17 protein-coding genes and 2 tRNA genes are annotated in these 19055 nt (G+C 25.8%); 13 read left to right on the forward strand and 6 right to left on the reverse strand.

From position 1 onward, the window contains the following. Nucleotides 1-142 precede the first annotated feature (142 nt). The 4 genes from KQY27_RS04485 to KQY27_RS04500 all read left to right on the forward strand — a co-directional run bounded on the left by KQY27_RS04485 (nt 143) and on the right by KQY27_RS04500 (nt 4285). Nucleotides 143-901, forward strand: a complete 759-nt coding sequence (locus tag KQY27_RS04485; RefSeq protein WP_224425385.1) for an AAA family ATPase — start codon at nt 143-145, stop codon at nt 899-901. 214 nt (nt 902-1115) lie between these two features. Next, nucleotides 1116-2285, forward strand: coding sequence for a CO dehydrogenase/acetyl-CoA synthase subunit delta (gene cdhD, locus KQY27_RS04490; RefSeq protein WP_224425386.1), 1170 nt, complete (start codon nt 1116-1118; stop codon nt 2283-2285). Between the two features lie 26 nt (nt 2286-2311). Beyond that, the gene (gene acsC / locus KQY27_RS04495) at nt 2312-3688 is read left to right on the forward strand and encodes an acetyl-CoA decarbonylase/synthase complex subunit gamma (protein WP_224425387.1); all 1377 of its coding nucleotides are present in this window, start codon (nt 2312-2314) and stop codon (nt 3686-3688) included. 117 nt (nt 3689-3805) lie between these two features. Continuing rightward, nucleotides 3806-4285, forward strand: coding sequence for a 4Fe-4S dicluster domain-containing protein (locus tag KQY27_RS04500; RefSeq protein ID WP_224425388.1), 480 nt, complete (start codon nt 3806-3808; stop codon nt 4283-4285). Nucleotides 4286-4348: 63 nt separating this feature from the next. Here KQY27_RS04500 and KQY27_RS09300 read toward each other — a convergent pair whose 3' ends face one another. Together KQY27_RS09300 and KQY27_RS04510 are read right to left on the reverse strand one after the other, a co-directional pair. Continuing rightward, nucleotides 4349-4825: a methylated-DNA--[protein]-cysteine S-methyltransferase gene (locus tag KQY27_RS09300; RefSeq protein ID WP_305067304.1), complete on the reverse strand. Its 477-nt coding sequence runs from the start codon at nt 4823-4825 to the stop codon at nt 4349-4351. Nucleotides 4826-5264: 439 nt separating this feature from the next. Next, complete coding sequence (locus KQY27_RS04510; protein ID WP_224425389.1) at nt 5265-6881, reverse strand: pseudomurein-binding repeat-containing protein; 1617 nt, start codon at nt 6879-6881, stop codon at nt 5265-5267. A 313-nt stretch (nt 6882-7194) separates the two neighbouring features. Here KQY27_RS04510 and KQY27_RS04515 point away from each other — a divergent pair, with 313 nt between their 5' ends. After that, on the forward strand, nt 7195-7659 hold the full coding sequence (locus KQY27_RS04515) for an avidin/streptavidin family protein (protein ID WP_224425390.1): 465 nt from the start codon (nt 7195-7197) through the stop codon (nt 7657-7659). Here KQY27_RS04515 and KQY27_RS04520 read toward each other — a convergent pair whose 3' ends face one another. The 3 genes from KQY27_RS04520 to KQY27_RS04530 all read right to left on the reverse strand — a co-directional run bounded on the left by KQY27_RS04520 (nt 7660) and on the right by KQY27_RS04530 (nt 10537). Continuing rightward, nucleotides 7660-8961 (reverse strand): oligosaccharide repeat unit polymerase family protein, encoded by a 1302-nt coding sequence (locus KQY27_RS04520; protein WP_224425391.1) that lies wholly within the window; start codon nt 8959-8961, stop codon nt 7660-7662. 184 nt (nt 8962-9145) lie between these two features. Further along, on the reverse strand, nt 9146-9958 hold the full coding sequence (locus KQY27_RS04525; RefSeq protein WP_224425392.1) for an adhesin: 813 nt from the start codon (nt 9956-9958) through the stop codon (nt 9146-9148). A gap of 408 nt (nt 9959-10366) precedes the next feature. Beyond that, complete coding sequence (locus KQY27_RS04530) at nt 10367-10537, reverse strand: ferredoxin (protein WP_224425393.1); 171 nt, start codon at nt 10535-10537, stop codon at nt 10367-10369. Between the two features lie 462 nt (nt 10538-10999). Here KQY27_RS04530 and KQY27_RS04535 point away from each other — a divergent pair. From KQY27_RS04535 to KQY27_RS04550, 4 genes are all read left to right on the forward strand, one after another. After that, a tRNA-Leu gene (locus KQY27_RS04535) sits at nt 11000-11082 on the forward strand. A gap of 26 nt (nt 11083-11108) precedes the next feature. Next, nucleotides 11109-11181, forward strand: a tRNA-Thr gene (locus KQY27_RS04540). 401 nt (nt 11182-11582) lie between these two features. Continuing rightward, the gene (locus tag KQY27_RS04545; protein ID WP_224425394.1) at nt 11583-12605 is read left to right on the forward strand and encodes an ABC transporter permease; all 1023 of its coding nucleotides are present in this window, start codon (nt 11583-11585) and stop codon (nt 12603-12605) included. Between the two features lie 335 nt (nt 12606-12940). After that, entirely contained in the window at nt 12941-13831 is an 891-nt protein-coding gene (locus KQY27_RS04550) for a PhoU domain-containing protein (protein ID WP_224425395.1), read from the forward strand. 225 nt (nt 13832-14056) lie between these two features. Here the strand turns inward: KQY27_RS04550 and KQY27_RS04555 are convergent, their stop codons facing one another. Next, nucleotides 14057-14341 carry a 2TM domain-containing protein gene (locus tag KQY27_RS04555; RefSeq protein ID WP_224425396.1) on the reverse strand — a complete coding sequence of 95 codons (285 nt, stop codon included), beginning with the start codon at nt 14339-14341 and terminating at the stop codon, nt 14057-14059. A 504-nt stretch (nt 14342-14845) separates the two neighbouring features. Here KQY27_RS04555 and KQY27_RS04560 point away from each other — a divergent pair. The 4 genes from KQY27_RS04560 to pstA all read left to right on the forward strand — a co-directional run bounded on the left by KQY27_RS04560 (nt 14846) and on the right by pstA (nt 19017). Beyond that, nucleotides 14846-15682: a phosphate ABC transporter substrate-binding protein gene (locus KQY27_RS04560; protein WP_224425397.1), complete on the forward strand. Its 837-nt coding sequence runs from the start codon at nt 14846-14848 to the stop codon at nt 15680-15682. A 550-nt stretch (nt 15683-16232) separates the two neighbouring features. Then, nucleotides 16233-16976 (forward strand): phosphate ABC transporter substrate-binding protein, encoded by a 744-nt coding sequence (locus KQY27_RS04565; protein ID WP_224425439.1) that lies wholly within the window; start codon nt 16233-16235, stop codon nt 16974-16976. A 305-nt stretch (nt 16977-17281) separates the two neighbouring features. Further along, nucleotides 17282-18160: a phosphate ABC transporter permease subunit PstC gene (gene pstC / locus KQY27_RS04570; protein ID WP_224425398.1), complete on the forward strand. Its 879-nt coding sequence runs from the start codon at nt 17282-17284 to the stop codon at nt 18158-18160. Beyond that, complete coding sequence (gene pstA, locus KQY27_RS04575; protein ID WP_224425399.1) at nt 18157-19017, forward strand: phosphate ABC transporter permease PstA; 861 nt, start codon at nt 18157-18159, stop codon at nt 19015-19017. The genes pstC and pstA overlap by 4 nt, the downstream gene beginning before the upstream one ends. Nucleotides 19018-19055 lie beyond the last annotated feature (38 nt).

A 19055-nucleotide genomic window follows, 5' to 3' on the forward strand; every position in this document is an offset into this window, starting at 1 on the left:
AAATAAATTAGTTCTAGGTTGAATTAATTCTAAACTGAATTAGTTATGAAATTAATTAATTATAATTTTCAATAGATAAATTTCAATAGATAAATTTGAATAGATAAATTTTAAAAGAAAACTCCAAACCTTGTGTGATAATTTGATAATTGCAGTAAGTGGAAAAGGTGGAACTGGAAAAACTCTTGTTTCATCTATTTTAGTGAAATTATTGTCTAAAACAGGAAAAGATCTTCTTGTAATTGATGCAGATCCAGATTCAAATATTCCCGAATCTTTAGGAATTGAAGTGGACAAAAGTGTCGGTGATGTAAGGGAAGACTTAAAAAAAGATGTAAATAAAGGAAATATTCCTCAAGGAGTTAATAAATGGGATATTTTAGACTATAAGATCATGGAATCAATTGTTGAAACTCCTGAATATGATTTACTTATGATGGGTAGACCAGAAGGAAGTGGATGTTACTGTGCAGTTAATAACATGCTTAGGAAAATCATAGAAAATATCTCCTCTAACTATGATTATATAGTAATTGATACTGAGGCAGGTCTTGAACATCTAAGTCGTAGAACAACACAAAGTGTTGATATTATGTTAGTGGTTTCTGATTCTTCAAAAAGAGGTTTACACACTGCATCACGAGTTGGAGAATTATCTAAAGAATTAGAAATATCTTTTGAACAAATTTATTTAATATTAAATAGAGTAAAAGAAGGTTATGAAGAAGAACTATCTGATAAAGCTAAAGAAACAGGTTTGGAAGTTATTGGTTTAATACATGACGATAAAACTGTATCTGAATTTGATTTAGAAGGGAAGCCTTTAATTGAACTTCCTGATGATAGTGAACCTGTCAAAATCGTTAAAAAAATTATTGATAAGTTAAAATTGGCTAATTAGTTAATAAATCTAATTAATTAATATAATTAACATAATTCATAATTAATTTAATAAAAATAAATTATTAATGATAAATAATTATTATAATATATTTAATTATAATATTATCTAATTATAATATATTTTAATTATTTAATATAATTAATATTCGAATAAAATAATAAGGATAAATAAGGATAAATAAAGATAATAAATTAAGTGAGGATGTGGATTTATGGATCAAATCAATCAGCTACTGAAGCTGTTGGAAAATGCAGAATCTGTAGAAATTAATGAATTTAGAATGGATTTTGAAGAGTTAGAAATAAATTTAGCTCCAGCTATTGCTAGAACAGTTCAACAAACTGTAGCTAAACAACAAGCTATTGAAAAGAGTATTGAAAAAACTATGTTAAAGGCAAGTGAGTTTAAACCACCTATTAAAGAATATCCTGGTAAAATAGCTCAAGTTCAATTAGGGGATGGAACAAGAAAACCTGTATATCTTGGAGGTCAAACTGCACTTTATAGATTTGAGGAACCACAACCAAACCCTCCTGTTGTCACTTTCGATGTATTTGATATTCCTATGCCTGGTCTTCCTCGTCCAATAAGAGAACATTTTGAAGATGTCATGGAATCTCCTGGAGAATGGGCTAAAAAAGCAGTTAAAGATTATGGTGCTAATATGGTTACAATGCACTTAATTGGAACTGGTCCAAAAGTTATGGATAAATCTCCTCGTGAAGGGGCTCAAGCTGTTGAAGAAGTACTTCAAGCTGTTGATGTTCCTCTTGTAATTGGAGGTTCTGGAGATCCTATTAAAGATCCTCTTGTTCTTGAAGCTGCAGCTGCAGCTGCTGAAGGGGAAAGATGTTTACTTGCATCAGCTAATATGGATTTAGATTATCATAAAGTAGCTAAAGCTGCTGTTGATTATGGACATGCTGTGCTCTCATGGGCTATTACTGATGTTAATATGCAAAAATCATTAAATAAATATTTAATGAAAGATGGATTAAAACAAGAAGATATTGTTATGGATCCAACTACTTGTGCTCTTGGTTATGGTATAGAGTTTTCTATTGATGTTATTACAAGAACTAGACTTGGTGGACTTAAAGGAGATCCTGATTTACAAATGCCAATGTCTTCTGGTACTACTAATGCATGGGGTTCAAGAGAAGCTTGGATGAAAAAAGATGAATGGGGACCAACAGATTACAGAGGTCCATTATGGGAAATTTTCACAGGTCTTACATTAATGCTAAATGGTGTAGATATATTTATGATGCTTCACCCAGAGTCAGTAAGAATACTTAGAGAAATTGGCGAGACCTTTACTAAAGAATATTTAACAAGCCCTAGTCAAAATATTGACAATTGGATTATGGAATTAGAATAATTAGAGAAAATTAGGGAGGTTTTATTATGGCTAAAGTTACTGCAATGGATGTTTATAAATTATTACCGCAGACTAATTGTGAGGATTGTGGAGAAGCAAGCTGTATGGCTTTTGCAACAAAACTATCAGAAAAAGAAGCTGATTTAGCTTTATGCACTGAGTTAACTGAAGAACAATTTGCAAAACTTGATGATTTACTTGCTCCAGCTGTTAAAGAAATTATCATTGGAAAAGGTGATAAAGCTAAAGTAATTGGTGGAGATGAAGTTCTTTACAGATATGAAGAATCTTATTATAATCAAACTGCATTGGCAATAGATGTTTCAGATGATTTAGAGTCTGCTGATTTTGATGAAAAGATAAAGACTATTGAAAACATAGAATTTGAAAGAACTGGGGAACTTCTTAAACTTGATGCAATTGCACTTAGAAATAAATCAGGAGATCCAAGTAAATTTGCAGAATGTGCTAAAAAGCTTAAAAACGCAAGTTATCCTATTATTCTTGTCACTTTTGATCCAATAGCTATGGAAGAAGCACTTAAAGTCATTGGTGATGAACGACCTCTTATGTATGCTGCAACTAAAGATAATATTGTAGATATGGCAGAACTTGCAGATAAATATCAATGTCCTATTACAGTATTTTCACCTGGAGATATTGAGGGAATGAAAGACTTAGTCTTTACTCTAAGATCAAATGGTATAGATGATATTGTTATGGATCCTGGAACTTTAACTAAGGAAGCTATTGGAGATACTTTAGATAACTTTGTAATGAGCAGACGACTTGCTGTGGAAGATAAAGAAGAAGATTTCAGATATCCTTTACTTGGTGTTCCTGCACTTGTAAGATTAAATAATGATGATGACGAAATTAAAAAAGGAACTATGGAAGCTACAGTTGCTTCTACTTTAATGAATAAGTATGCTGATGTTCTTATTCTAAAAGGAACTGAAATATGGGAACTTATTCCAGTATTAACTCTTAGACAAAGTTTATACACTGACCCAAGAAAACCACAAGCTGTTGATCCAGGAGTTTATGAATTTAATGAGGTTGATGAAAATTCACCAGTTTTACTTACTACTAATTTCGCTTTAACTTATTATACTGTTGAAGGAGATCTTAAATCTGGAAATGCTATTTGTTATCTTCTAGTTCTTGATACTGTTGGAAGAGCAGTTGATGTAGCAATTGCTGGAGGCCAATTTGATGGTAAAGCAGTTGCTGATCTAATTAAAGAAAGTGGAATCGAAGATAAAATAAAAACAAGAAAAATGGTTATTCCAGGATTAGCTGCTCCATTGAGTGGTGAAATAGAAGATGAAACTGGTTGGGAAGTTATGGTTGGTCCAAGAGACTCATCAGCTGCAGCGGATTTTATTGCTGAAAAATTCTAAATCTATTTTTAGAATTTTTTTATTTTATTTATTAATATATAAATTAATATAATAATTATTATAATCATTATTAATATTGTAAAATTTTATATTTATTTAGTTTATTCAGGTGATTAAATGAAAACATTAATGGTCACAGACCCTCAAATGTGTAGTGAATGTGAAGCATGTATTAATGCATGTAAAAAAGCTTATGGAACTGCAAGAGCTAGGAAAACCGAGACAATTCCTATTTTTTGTATGCACTGCCACCCAGACAAAGCACCATGCCGGAGAATATGTCCTAATGATGCTATTGAAGTTGTTGATGGTGAAGATGGGGAAATTCTCAAAGTTAATGAGGAAAATTGTATTTTATGTAAATTATGTGCCATAGCTTGCCCTATAGGAATTATAGCTATAGATAAAGAGAAAAAATCAGCTGAAAAATGTACTTTATGTTTAGAATCTGATAATATTATTCCTGCTTGTGTTGAAGCATGTAAAGATAATGTTTTAAATGTATTTTCAATTGAAGATCTTCAAGAACTTAAAAATGATGAAAATTTAACTGAAGAACTTCGAGAAGCTATTAAAACCTTCAAATCTAAGTCTTAATAGCTATTTATAATTATTTTTATTATTTTTATTATTTTATAATTTTATTTTGTCATTAATTTATCATTTGATTACTTTTTCTTTTTTAACTTTTATTCCTTCATTATTGAGCATTTCTTTTTTCATATCGAGTCCACCTCTAAAACCAGTTAAACTCATATTAGATCCAATTACTCTGTGACATGGAACGATTATAGCTATAGGATTTTTATTCAAAGCATTCCCAACAGCTCGGTATCCTTTACTTCCTATGGCTTCCCCAATTTGTTTGTAAGTTTTCACTTCTCCTTTTTCTATGTTCATTGTTTCAATATAAACTTTTTTTTCAAAATCTGTTATATCAAGCATATTCAAATCAACATAATTTGAGAAATCCACATTTTTACCTTCAAAAGACTGTTTTAATAGATTTTCTAAACTTTCACATCTAGTTATGCCTTTCTCTTTTAATTCTTTTTCTTTTTCTGAATATATATCTTCCTTTCCTAAAAAGACATTTGTAACTTTGTTATTTTTACAATAAGCAGTAATTTCATACATATTTACCATCTTCTTTTTATGTAATTATATTTTTTTGTATTATAATTTATTTATTTTTTTATATATTATATAATCTATATAATTTATAATTAAAAATTAAACATATAATTAAATATATATTATTCATATAAAAAATCAATAGAAGCTTAAATAGAAATTAAATAAAAAATTAAATAAGAATTAATTAGTATAATAGAATTAATTCAATATTATGCTATAATGTTATATAAAAGCAAAATAAATAGCTAATAAATAATAAGTAAATAGCTAAATAAAATAGTCAAATAAAAAAATATAAATTAAATAGAAAAAGTAATAAAATTATATTATAATTATGTAAATAAATTTATTTATTATTTATTTAGTTATTTTAATAATATAATTTATTAATTTTATTTAATATAACAAACTTATACTTATTCTTTTATATTCTAAATTATCATTCTCCAGTTAAATTTATTACATCATTATAATTGTTATTGTTTATATGGGGTTGTGCAAATTCATTAAATAAAGATTCTCCATATAATTCTTCTTCAGCAGGAGAATTTGAAGACTTTGTAACATTTACTCTATAAATATAAGAGCAATATTCTTGGTTAGGGAGTAATGAAATTAATTCATCAATCATTAATTGTTTTAAACTTGCTTCAATAGGGGTAACACCTATTATATATGCAAATTTGACATTTGATTTAATATTACCAAAAGGTCCAATTAATTCAACGGTTCCTAACTCATTAGAACCCAATAATAATGTACTTACATTGTTAGTTTGGGTGAATATTGGCAAATATTTATTTAGTGTGTGTGAAATTGGAACATTTAAACCTAATGATTTAGGCAAAACTTTATTTTTATTTATATAATCTCCAATTTTGGATAATCCATAAACAATTGTTTGGTATTGTATATTCCCATATTTGGAACTTATATAATTAGGTGCTTTATTGTTATTCTCAATAAATACTGACATTCTTTTACTAATATCATTGTATTGTAATTTTGTAAATACTTTATTTATTGAAACACCACTTGGACTATTTGGATTTTTTATTCCATATTTTACAGTTATGTCTGTAGTTATTCCAGTATACTTAGAAGTTATTGTTTTTGATATTAAGTATAAAAATTCTGGTATTGAGAATTTATAGTTAGATATTGTAACATAATTAGGTAATTTTCCATTTGATTCAACATAAGATTTGACTAAAGAAGAAGCTGATAATATCTTACTTTGAGATAATTTAATAGGTTTTACTACACTATTGTTTGTGGTATTATTGTTTGTATTATTTGAAGGATTTGAACTTGAATTATATTTCGGTAAATATTTATTAATACTGTTTGTACTTTTAATATTTAAAGAAAGATAGCTAGGTAATCTTTTATATGAATATGAATAAGTTAAAATTTTGGAGAATCCATAAATTATTGTTTGATACTTCATTTTTCCAAAACTGGTGGAAACATAATTTGGTGCTTTATTATATGTACTAATGTATTTAGAAATACTTGTTGCTAAACTATTATAAGTTTTTTTAGTTATTGACTTTTTAATTGAATTTCCCACAGGACTTGTGGGATTTTTAATGGTATATTTAACAGTTATACTTGAAGTTATGCCTTTATATTTGTTGTTTATAGTTTTTGACATTAAATACATAAATTCTGGCATTGAATAGTTGTAATTGGATATTTTTACATAGTTAGGTAGCTTTCCATACTTTTCAGCATATGTTTTAACATATTTTGCAGCAACTAATATACTAGATTGTGAGATAGTTTTAGGCGGTTTTGTAGGGACTGTTGCTGTCATTGCTTTTATAACATTTTGGGAGTCCTTTTCACTGTTTATATTCATTTTATTAATTTCTGTACTGTTTTTTGAATTATTCAGATTTATATCACTTTGATTAATATTATTACTACTTAAAATTACATCATTTTCACTATTATTTTGACTTCCAATATCATTTTCAGCAAAACTAAAACTAGATGTTAGAAAAATTATTGCAGAAAATAATAAAATTATTTTAATATTTCTTGATAACATAGTGTTTCCTTGTTAATTTATATTATTTTATAATAAAATTATACATTTATATATCATTAATCATTAATTGATTAATATATTATATAAAAGATATTTACGTAATATATTATAAATCTTACTGATTTTTATAATAAATATGAAAATTAGGGCTTAAATAAATAAAAATTGGTAAAAAATAAGAAGATTAATTGTATTTTTTATTTAATTCTAATATAATTTTAATATATTTCTATATAATTTATTTAATTCTAATATATTTTTAATATATTTTAATATAATCAGATATATAATAATTGTAATATAATGTGATAATATGGATAATAGAGATAATAAAGATAATTCTGATAATGAAGAAATAACTATTGAAAGATATGAAAATGATAAAATAGCTTTTAATTATCCTTCTAACTGGTATGAATTTGAAAATAAAGCGAAAAATCCTACTGAAGTAGTAGCTATGAAAACAGATAAAGGGAAAGGAGGAACTTTTTCATTTTCTGTAGCTAATGCAGGAGGAAAGTCAACAGAATATTGGCGAGATTTTATGGAGAAATTTCTAAAAGATAATGGTGCAATTATATCTGACTCAGAAATAAAAGTTATGGGTGATGTAGTTATCTTTGATTTTAGAAGTGAAATTTCTAAATCTGATGTTAGTTCTAATCAAAGACATATTGGTTTTGTTAGAGATGGAGCATTTTTTTATTCATTTTTTACTAGCTTAGATTTAGATGCACTCGAAGAAGATATTGATATTATGCTTGGATTTGATAAATAATCAATTTACACTTTTATTTTTTTTCACATTTAATATGTTAGCTAAATATAGTAAAAATCCAAGTAAAAAATAGACAATAACTTGGATATCTAATATTCCAGTCTCCACTCCTAAAATTGCATATGTTAAAAGTAGTGCGTAAATTGCAATATAGAATGAGTCCTTAGTTTTTTGTAATATTTTATATCCTATACCTAATATAAATCCAAGAAGTCCCATTCCAATAGCTACTCCAAATTTTCCAAAATCAACTAACATTGGTCCTATAAGGGTTGGGGTAACTGTTACTTCACTTCTCCAAGCTATTAATTTTCCAATCATCATTCTTGGTCCAAGATCAGTACTTCCAGGAATTGCACTTAGTGTTAATGCTCCATGTTCAATTCCAAAATTCCCTGAAATATAGTTTAATAGGTTAAGTACATGTAATGTAAAGTCTGCTCTACTTTGTAATGTGTAAAAAGGACTGGTATTTGTTGTTATTGCAAATTCTTCTACTGAACGGAAATATCCAATACCAATTATAATTCCTACTCCAATTAATGCTCCAATAACAACTTCCCATACAGCTAAGACCTTTCCATAATAGCCAATCATTATCATCATTAATAGCACAGCTATTATTGGAGTTCTATAACCTAATAACAGTAAAAAAATTGAACTAAGAATAATAAGAACAAGGAATCTGAATCTAACTTGGCTGCGGCTTAATTTTCCTTTTTTAAACTTGTCTAGATAGGCAGCTCCTAGAAGACCAATTCCAGGTATCATTAAAAATACTGGCATTGTGAGTATTGGTATCAAGCCATAACGTAAAGAGGGTTGAAGGAGAGGTATTCCTCCAACTGATGCAACACTAAGAAAGAAGAATATTATCCCAACTAAAATAAGACAAAATCCAATTGAATATACATCATCTCGTTTTAACCTAATGAAGGAATTTTTTTCTGTATTTTTAAAGAAATATTTAGGTATTACAACAGAACCAATAATAAATGCAATAAAAGCAATAACTAAACTAATCTGTAAATCAACTGATATAGAGTTTATTGAAAGAATTAAAAAGATAGCAAAAACTAAAATAACTACAATTGGATGGAATATATGATTTTTAATTATATTATTTCTTTTAAAAAAACTTAAAAAATTTTCATTAGGGTATAATCCTATAAAATAGCTATTAGTCCATTGTTTTTCAATAAATTTTCCAATATTAAAAATTATAGTAAATAAAAGTGATCTTCTAAATATTTCTTGAATATTCTTACTTAAATATGTAATTATGGAATAAAAACTACTCATTTTATCACTTTTATTTAACTAAAATAATTTTTTTTATAATAATTTATATTATAATAATTTTTTATTATAAATTATAAAATATTTTTTATATTTTACTTTAGTTTTTAAATGTCAATTTATCTTTTATTCTTATCTTTTATTTTTATTTTTTATTTTTCATTACTTTAAGTAATTATTTTTAGTTTCAGGTTATTTTTTTGACATTTATGACATCAAATGCGTTTTTAATTGCATTAATCTCTTCAGGAGTTGAATTATAAATTCTGATTGTAATTATATCAGTTTGTCCATTTATTGTTCCGAGAATGTTAGATGCTATATTTATTTCTTCTTTTCCAGCCATAATTAAGTATATTTGTTCGTAGATATTTTCAGAAATAGGTCTAATTGAAGTTTTTCTAGTATTTAGGAATAATTCATTGGATAGTTCTTGGAATGTTTTGCTATCTTTTTCATCTATAGCTATTTTAGTGGATATTGTGTAGTTGGTGTTATTTTCTATTTTATTAGTTAGTTCATCTAATGTAGTTATATTTTGTGGGCTGATTTGAATTTCAGTAACATTATTATATTTCTCACCATTAGTTTCAAGAGTTATATGTTCAATATATATATCTGAATTTTGAACATCTTTATAAAGAGTTGCAAGTATAGGTTTACTATTTGAATCTCCATCAGTATCTATTAGAACTCTAACATCTGCACCATGATTATCATCTACCCATAATACAGTTCCAGATAATTGTTGATATTTTCCAGTACTTGCATTATATCCTCCTAGATGAGTTTTAACAATATTTCCTTCTTGATAAAAGTTTAAATAGTTTTCAGCAAACTTATTTAATGTAGATGAGTCAAATGAAACTGATTCTGACTTATCATCACTTCCTCCTGTATGCATTAAAGCGAAACCAACAGCTCCTATAATACATATAATTATTAAAATATCAATTATAGTAAATCGTTTTAAAATATTTTTAAAATTAGGTTTTTTCATATTCTTACCAACCTATGATAATAAATAACACTAATGAGTAATAAATGGATTCTTATTTGAATAATAATGGATATATTTAAGCAATATTTATTAATATATAATGAATATTTATTTATAATAATTTCATAATTAATTTCACAATTAATTTTACAATAATTATTTATTTAAATTATATATTAATAAATTTTTTTATAAATAATTTTTATAAAGAGTTTATTCTAAAGAATTTATTTAAAGATTTTTATTAATGAGAAGATTCATAAGAGCTTTTATAATATTTTTATATAGAATAATAGTTTATATAAAAAAATTTCCATAAATAACTTTATAAATACTATTTTTATAAAGAATTTTTTTATTTTAAAATTAGTCAATATGGATTCTAAATTAATATAAATTTAATGCTTTTTAATCTTCATCAAGTATTATACATCCAGTAGGACAAACTTCTAAACATTCTCCACATTTGTCACATCCTTTTTTAACAGTCATTTTGTATCCTTTCTTTTTAATTAATCCTAAGTGGCAAACATCTACACATGCTTCACACACTCCGCATTCTGACATATCAATTTTCAATTTATCACCATAAATTTATTAGAGTAAATATATTAGAGTATATATTTATTAGGGTAAATATATTAGAGTAAATATTATAGTAAAGTTTATATACTAAAATAATTAAAAATTTAAATGCTGTAATATTTAATTTAGAACACCATCAAGTTTATAATTCTTATAGTTAATAACTTTTTATACTTTATCGTTAATAAGTATTATTGAGTATTATTGAGTGATAGCTGTTTATTATAATGTATTCTAGTAGATTTTGATGATATATTTCTATTAAATAGAACCGTAATTGTTTAATACTATTTATTGATATTGAACAATATTTATTGAATGATTTAAATTCATTATTAAATTTAAAATTTAATGGATTATTAAAAATTATTATTAAAATTATATTATTAACTGTAAAATAAAACCGTTAATATTATATATTATAATGTTCAATTAATGTTGTTGTAAACTTCATATGCAGGGGTGCCCGAGCGGCCAAAGGGGGAGGACTTAAGATCCTCTGGCGCAGGCCTTCGAGGGTTCGAATCCCTTCCCCTGCACTTCTTATTATTTAAAATCTGAATCTGCCTTAGTGGCTCAGCCGGTAGAGCGATACCTTGGTAAGGTATAGGCCGGGGGTTCGAATCCCCCCTAAGGCTTTTTATTAAAAATATTGGTTTTCATAGGAATTAGAATAATTAAAACAATATACGGTCCTTATGGATAATGGATTGTTATTTTTCATTCTTTATTTTCATTCTTTGTTTTTATTCATTATTTTTATTTTTTATTATTATTTTATTATTATATTATTATTTTAAAATTATTTGCAATTATTAAAAATTTTTATTTTATTTTATATAGATTTAATAATTTAATAATAAGATCTTAATAATAAAATTTATTATATTGTAGTGCAATATACATAAATTGATATTGCAGTTATAAAGTTATTAATTATTGTTAAGATAATGGTTGATAACAATTAATTTATTTATTTAAATTATATAATTACTTTATATATGGTTTATAGAGATTATTATTGGTTGTGAGGAAAAATATGTCTAAATCGTTTGATATAATAATGGCAGGATTGATATCTGGAATTGTCGCATTAACGACTAGTTTTTTAGGTGTTGCAGGAACTGTTATTGGAGCTGTTTTAGGAGCTATCTTATATCAGATTATTTCTATATTTGTTAAAGAACCTCTTGAAAATTCTACTGTGAAAAAAGTTGAAAGAGAAATAGTATATATAATTCCACTGGTGTTAATAGCTGTATTTCTAGCAATTTTCATAGTTGCTTTACTTCATTCGTATTCTTTCTATTATCCTGACTTTTTGGAGTTTTTCAAGCAGCTAGAAGAAATTACTAACAATAATCTTGTGAGATTTATGGGAATAGGACTTATTTTTATGGGTATCTATCCATTGTTACAACCAAAATCAATCAAAAAGCAATATGGTTTAATAATTTTGATTTTAGGCGTTATTTTATTAATCAGAGGATTATTGGACCTAGATTTTAATATTATTGATTTATACACAGAAATGTTTGGATTTTTTGATGTAATCTTAATTACTATTATATTTTTAATATTAGTGTTTATAATTCTAAAAATACTTATAGAATCAGTATATCTGTATAGGGATAGAAATAAGTATGCAATCATTGATGATTATAGTAATCCAAAAACTACTAGAACTCAAGACTCTATTGAAAAAGATTATAGATTTAAATCTGAAATTAAGAAAGAATACTATAAAAATGAAAATTTAGATTCTAATGATAATTTTAAGGATAATGATAGTGTTTATATGAGAGGATCTGATGATCTTCCTAATAAAGATACAATTACTAACAGGAATAGGGATGCTGCTGTTGATAATAATTTAGATAGTATTACTGGAGAAAATGTAGATAATCTAGATAATGTGGATGTCACTGAAGAGGATGTAGATACTACTAACAATGAAAATATTGATAAAAATATTGATAAAGCTCCACTTTCTAAAAATAAAACTATTAAATCTAGTAAAACAAGTACAATGTTTAAAAACAGAAAATTTTTCAAACGATAATTTTCAAGTAATTATTTTTATAAATAATTTTTATAATATTAATAATTTTTAATTTAATTTTTTATATTTTATTTTGATATAATTTTTTATATTTTTATAAAATTAGATATATTATATAATTAGATAATTAATTTGATATAATTATATAATTTAATATATAATTAAAAATAAATTAAAAATATATAAAAATAGATTAAAAATAAATTTTATTAAACAAAAACTATTCTTATATATTAATTATGTTCATATTGTGTATATTGTTATATATTCTAATATATTGCAGTATATATTTGGTATATTTGTTATATAGCTAATGCATATTATATTTTGATAAAATGACAAAAACTAATAAAACTCTTAAAGATATCTTAGATGTTATATTATATGAAAACCCTGCTACTCAGGATGAAATAGCTGAAAGATTAGGTCTTACTCGGCGTTATGTCACAAGACTTCTTAAACCTTTGATTGATGAAAATATTGTGAAAAGATCTTATATTCTTGATTTAAAAAAATATGAAGAGATTTATGGGGATGAAGATAATTTATTTTCAAATGATCATTCTGCTTCATTTTTAATCAAAGGAATGTTACAAAACATGGCGGATCATGTGTCAAAACAATTAAAAACAGCTTTTGAAGCATTAATCAATGGGGATAAAGAAAAAGCAAAGATAGCTATGGAAATGGATTATGCAACTAACAATATGTTTGAAAAACTACGTTCTTCTGTTGAAACAGTTGTAAGTATAGACCCTTCTACTCAATTTTCAAAAACACTTATTTTTAATGAGATAGGTTATGATTTAGAGAGGATTGGGGATTATTGTGATCATTTTTCAAAATTTGTACTAAATGAACCAAATGAGATAAATGATGAAATTATGATTACTTTAAAATCTATGTACAAATCTGTAGATAAAATGATATCTTTTTCTATGGATGCTTTTCTAAAAGAGGATTTATCTCTTAAAGGGGATATTATGGATTTAGAAGAAAAAGTTCATTCTCTCCAGAAAAAAGCTCTTAATTATATAGCTATTGAAATGGCTGAAACTTCCTTTGAGGATAAAGAAGAATCTACTTATTATATCTATCTGTCTCGACTAGTTAAATCATTTGAAAGAATTGGAGATATTTGTATAGAAATAATGGACACAGCTACTGAATTTCATAAGAATATTCCTCGTTCTACTGTTCCAAGATCCTTTAGAGATGATAGATAATTAATTAAATATAAAAATTAAATATATAGAATAAATGTAAAGAATAGATATAAAAATAGATATTAAAAATAAATATAAGAAATAAATATAAGAGATAAATTAATTAAATAACTTAATTAAATAATTTGATTAAATAACTTAATTAAATAATTAAATAACTTAAGTTAAATATCTTAATTTAATAATTAATCAAATAAGATTCATATAATACAAAAATATCATTTTTTATTTTTTTTCATCTTCCATATATTGTTGTATTTTTTTATCTTCCCATTTTTTTCCAAAAACTCTTTTTTCAAAGACAAAAACCCCTAAAAAGTGGAATACAACACCTATTCCCCAGAATACTAATGGGAATAAGAACCACCAAAATCCAGGTGTAAATATCATGTTTATAATAAATAAGAAAATATTAACTATAATATATGAAATCAAATTAGTATAAAATCCTTTTACATCTTCTAATCGTTTTTTAGCTCTTTTATAGCTTTCATCATTAGTATCATGCATCTTATCATTTCCTTAATTATTAACAAATTTCCTTAATTCTCAATAATATCAATTTGTTATAATTATTTATCTTTAATAGAATTTAAATTTTTTTGTTATAATCCAATAATGAAATTATTTTTAAATTATCTAAAAATATATATTCAGTTCTTAAAATATTATTACATTTATTTTAATATTCAAATAATGTAAATTTAGGATATATGCTGTTTAAATTTCTAAATAATTATTTAATCGATATTTCAATTGATAATTTATTCTTTAAAGAAACTTTAATAGTTTTTAGCTTTTAATCATATGGTTTAAACTATAAATAGATTCATCACTATCTAATTTTTAATTTTAAGAACATATACTAACTATGATAATTATTACACTTTTTGTGATACAACTTTCATTTTCTATATTTTTTTATTTATTTTGTTCCTATTTTATGTACTTTTGTTCACTTTATAGTAATCTTTATATACTCAGAATTATAACCTAACTTTGAGGTAATTTATTATGAAAAAGAGTAATATAATTATAATAGTTGTAATAGTAGCTATAATTGCTATAGCTGCTTTAGTATTAACCAGTGGTGGGAGTGCTTCTACTATTAATGTAGTTGGATCTACTTCTGTTCAACCGGTCGCTGAAAAACTCGCTGAAGACTACCAAAATGCTCATGGAAATGTTAAGATTAATGTTCAAGGTGGAGGATCTAGTGTAGGTATTAAAAGTGCTCAAGATGGAACTGCTGATATTGGTACAAGTTCTAAAGATTTGAAAGCTGATGAAAAGCAAGGACTTACTGAATATGTACTTGGTCAAGATGGTATTGTCATAGCTGTTAACACTAAAAATACTGTATCTGATTTATCTACAGAACAACTTAAAGATATTTATTCTGGTAAAATTACTAACTGGAAAGATGTTGGAGGTCCAGATGAAGAAATTCATTTAGTAACTCGTGAAGAAGGTTCTGGAACATTAGATGCATTCCAAACTATGATTATGGGTAAAGACACTAAAATAAAATCAGATGCAATTGTTCAAAGTTCTACTGAAGCAGTTAAACAATCTGTTAAACAAGATCCTGCAGCTATAGGTTTTGTATCATATGCTTCTATGAGTAATGATGTAAAAGCAGTAACTGTTGGAGGAGTAGCTCCTAGTGATGCAACTATTGCTGACGGGAGTTATGAATTACAAAGACCATTTATCTTTTTGGTTAAAGGAACTCCTACTGGTGATGTAAAAGAATTCATTGACTGGGTCATGAGTGCAGAAGGAACTAAAGTTTTAAATGAAGAAAAAATTGTAAAAAGTACTAATAATTCAACTAACTCTTCTAAATAATTATAAATTTTCTAATAATTTAACTACCATAATTATTAACTACTTATAATTATTAACTAATTAACTAATTAGTAGTTAATTAATAGGTAGTTAATTAATAGAATTTTTTTAGCTATAAGAATTAATAGTTGTAAATTATTTGCATACTTTTACAATTTTATAATATTTAATTTTATAATTTATAATTTTATAATAATTATAATTATAAATTAGTTAAAAAACATATAATATTCAAAGATAATACGAATAAATACAAATACAGATAATAAACGATATAATTATAGGATAATAATTAAAAAAGAATGAAGTAGAAAATATATAACAATTAGAAGAATATATAACTTTATTAAATATAACTTCATTAAAAATTTATATTATTTATCATAATTTTATCCTATTTCATTATATATTCATCAATTTATATTTTTCTATCATAACTCAACCTTAATTTTTAAATACTTACAAGTTGAAGTAAAATTAAGGTGATGTTTTGAACTCAAAAATTAAGATAATAATCATAGTCATAATAGCTATTATTTTAGCTTATATAATGATTAATCCTAATGAAAGTTATGAAAGGATTGATGTTGTAGGCTCTACTTCAATGCAGCCTCTTGCAGAACAATTAGCTGATAATTTCATGGAAAACCATTCTAAAATCAAAATTTTTGTTCAAGGAGGAGGATCTGGAATGGGTATAAGGAGTACAGATGATGGCCTTGCTGATATTGGAATGAGTTCAAAATCACTTTCGGATGATGAAAAAGACAACATTACTGAATTAGAACTTGGAAAAGAAGGTATTGTTATAAGTGTTAGTAATAAAAATAATATCACGGAACTTTCAACTGAACAGATAAGAGATATATTCAATGGAGATATCACAGATTGGAAAGAAGTTGGAGGCAAATCTGGAAAAATTAATGTCATTACTCGTGAAGAGGGTTCTGGAACAAGATCTGCCTTTGAATCTGTGGTCATGGATGATACAAAAATAATAAATAATGCAATTGTCCAAAGTTCTACTGAATCAGTTAAACAATCTGTTGCATCTGATCCAAACGCTATTGGATATATATCCTATGCTCATATGAGTGATGATGTAAAGGCATTATCTGTAAATAATGTCTCTGTAAGTGATGAAACAATAGCTAACGAAGAATATCCTCTTCAAAGACCTTTTTTATTCTTAATTAAAGGTAAACCAACAGGTGATGTAAAATTATTCCTAGATTGGGTAAAATCTCCAGCAGGTATAAAGATTATTAAAGAAGCAAAAATTGTTCCAACTTAAGTTATCTAAGTTAATATTTATCAAATTTAAAATTATCTAAAATATGATTATAGTTATTAAAATTAAAATCATTTATTTATAGTTGAAAATTTATTTATAGTTGAAAAAATATTTATTATAATTAAATTATTATTTACAAATAATTCTAATTACAACTAATTGTAATATTTTAAATATAATTAATTGTAATTTATTTTAAATAGTAAGTTATTATAAATAGTAATTTATTTATAATTAATTAACATTAACAAATCATTGATTTAAAAATATTTTTATTTATAAATATTCATATATTGAGGTTCATTATGGAAAATAATCGACTATCTGAATTTTTAATAGAAAAAGGGCTTTTTATAACAGCTATCTTTTCTATTATTGTAATTCTTCTAATTGTTGTATTTATATTAATGCAAGGACTTCCTGCTTTTCAAGAATATGGATTCTTTAATTTCTTATTTGGAATGATTTGGTCTCCAAATGATGGGCAGTATGGTGTATTTGCTATGATTATAGGGTCTATTTATGTGACTCTATTATCTTTACTCATGGCAGTACCGTTGTCTCTTCTGTGTGCTATATTTATGGCAGAAGTAGCTCCTAATAGTGTAAGAAAAATTTTAAAACCTGCTATTGAAACTTTATCAGGTATTCCTTCTGTTGTTTATGGATTTTTTGGTTTAATTGTCCTAGTTCCATTTGTAAGGACTCATTTTGGAGGTACTGGATTCAGTTTATTCACTGCAGCTTTAATTTTGACTGTTATGGTTTTACCAACTATTATAACTATTTCTCAAGATTCATTAAGGGCAGTTCCTCATGAATACCGGGAAGCTTCATTTGGTCTTGGTGCAACAAACTGGCAAACAATAAGGCATATTATCTTTCCTGCAGCTCTACCTGGAATAATCACGGCTATTATTTTAGGAATGGGAAGAGCAATAGGTGAAACATTAGCAGTTATTATGGTGGCAGGTAATGTTGTACAAATTCCAGGATCTATATTTGATCCAGTAAGGCCTTTAACTTCTAATATTGCTTTAGAAATGGGTTATGCAACTGGTCTTCATTATAATGCACTATTTGGAACAGCTATTGTCCTTTTCTTAATAATAATTATACTATTGTTAATTGCAAATTATATACAACGTAAATATAAAGTTGATGTTGGAGGAGGTTATTTATGAGTTTAAATTCACAAAAGTTTCTATCTCCTAAGACATCTCAAAAAATAATGAATGGAATTTTCATAATTTCTGGAATAGTTACAGTTTTAATACTTATACTAATAATAGGTTATATATTAGTAATGGGACTTCCAGTAGTGAATTTTGAATTTATATTTTCAAACCCTATTGATTCTGGAGCTTCTGGTGGAATTTTCCCAATGATTATATCTAGTCTTTATGTTACTCTTATTGCAGGTCTTGTAGCTACTCCTTTAGGTGTTGGTGCTGCAGTTTATCTTGTTGAATATGCTGGTGAAAGTAAAATTACAAGACTTATACGATTTGGTGCAGAAACACTTGCTTCAATCCCATCTATTGTTTATGGGCTTTTTGGTTTGGCATTTTTTGTAGTAGCTATTGGTTTGGGATGGTCAATTCTTTCAGGAGGGCTAGTTCTAGCTATAATGGCACTTCCAACAATATTTCAGGTATCTGAAGTTACAATATCCTCGATACCTAGTTCTTATCGTGAAGGTAGTTATGGATTAGGTGCTACAAAATGGCAAACTGTTTATAGAGTTGTGCTTCCAGCAGCTATTCCTGGAATTGTTACAGGAATAATTCTTGGAATGACAAGAGCTATCTCTGAAGCAGCAGCAGTTATGTTTGCAGTTGGTGCTTCACTTTCTTTACCAATTTCAATATTTGATCCTGGAAGGCCACTTCCACTTCATTTGTATATTTTAGCTACTGAAGGTATATCTCTTCCAAATGCATATGGAACTGCAGCTGTCCTTGTTATAATTGTACTTGCTGTTACCATAATCACTAATTACTTAATAGACAGATATCAAAGGAAGATGATGGGAAGATAATATAATAAAAGTTAATATAATGGAAGTTAATACAATAG

Source organism: Methanobrevibacter sp. TMH8 (assembly GCF_020148105.1).
Taxonomy (GTDB): Archaea; Methanobacteriota; Methanobacteria; order Methanobacteriales; family Methanobacteriaceae; genus Methanobinarius.

What these genes read in the sequence shown, in the direction of transcription:
- pstA (WP_224425399.1), top strand. Translation starts at nt 18,157, where the DNA reads ATGAGTTTAAATTCACAAAAGTTTCTATCTCCTAAGACATCTCAAAAA.
- acsC (WP_224425387.1), top strand. Translation starts at nt 2,312, where the DNA reads ATGGCTAAAGTTACTGCAATGGATGTTTATAAATTATTACCGCAGACT.
- KQY27_RS04560 (WP_224425397.1), top strand. Translation starts at nt 14,846, where the DNA reads ATGAAAAAGAGTAATATAATTATAATAGTTGTAATAGTAGCTATAATT.
- KQY27_RS04565 (WP_224425439.1), top strand. Translation starts at nt 16,233, where the DNA reads ATGATTAATCCTAATGAAAGTTATGAAAGGATTGATGTTGTAGGCTCT.
- KQY27_RS04515 (WP_224425390.1), top strand. Translation starts at nt 7,195, where the DNA reads ATGGATAATAGAGATAATAAAGATAATTCTGATAATGAAGAAATAACT.
- KQY27_RS04550 (WP_224425395.1), top strand. Translation starts at nt 12,941, where the DNA reads ATGACAAAAACTAATAAAACTCTTAAAGATATCTTAGATGTTATATTA.
- KQY27_RS04555 (WP_224425396.1), bottom strand. Translation starts at nt 14,341, where the DNA reads ATGCATGATACTAATGATGAAAGCTATAAAAGAGCTAAAAAACGATTA.
- KQY27_RS04500 (WP_224425388.1), top strand. Translation starts at nt 3,806, where the DNA reads ATGAAAACATTAATGGTCACAGACCCTCAAATGTGTAGTGAATGTGAA.
- KQY27_RS09300 (WP_305067304.1), bottom strand. Translation starts at nt 4,825, where the DNA reads ATGTATGAAATTACTGCTTATTGTAAAAATAACAAAGTTACAAATGTC.
- pstC (WP_224425398.1), top strand. Translation starts at nt 17,282, where the DNA reads ATGGAAAATAATCGACTATCTGAATTTTTAATAGAAAAAGGGCTTTTT.
- cdhD (WP_224425386.1), top strand. Translation starts at nt 1,116, where the DNA reads ATGGATCAAATCAATCAGCTACTGAAGCTGTTGGAAAATGCAGAATCT.
- KQY27_RS04510 (WP_224425389.1), bottom strand. Translation starts at nt 6,881, where the DNA reads ATGTTATCAAGAAATATTAAAATAATTTTATTATTTTCTGCAATAATT.
- KQY27_RS04525 (WP_224425392.1), bottom strand. Translation starts at nt 9,958, where the DNA reads ATGAAAAAACCTAATTTTAAAAATATTTTAAAACGATTTACTATAATT.
- KQY27_RS04545 (WP_224425394.1), top strand. Translation starts at nt 11,583, where the DNA reads ATGTCTAAATCGTTTGATATAATAATGGCAGGATTGATATCTGGAATT.
- KQY27_RS04520 (WP_224425391.1), bottom strand. Translation starts at nt 8,961, where the DNA reads ATGAGTAGTTTTTATTCCATAATTACATATTTAAGTAAGAATATTCAA.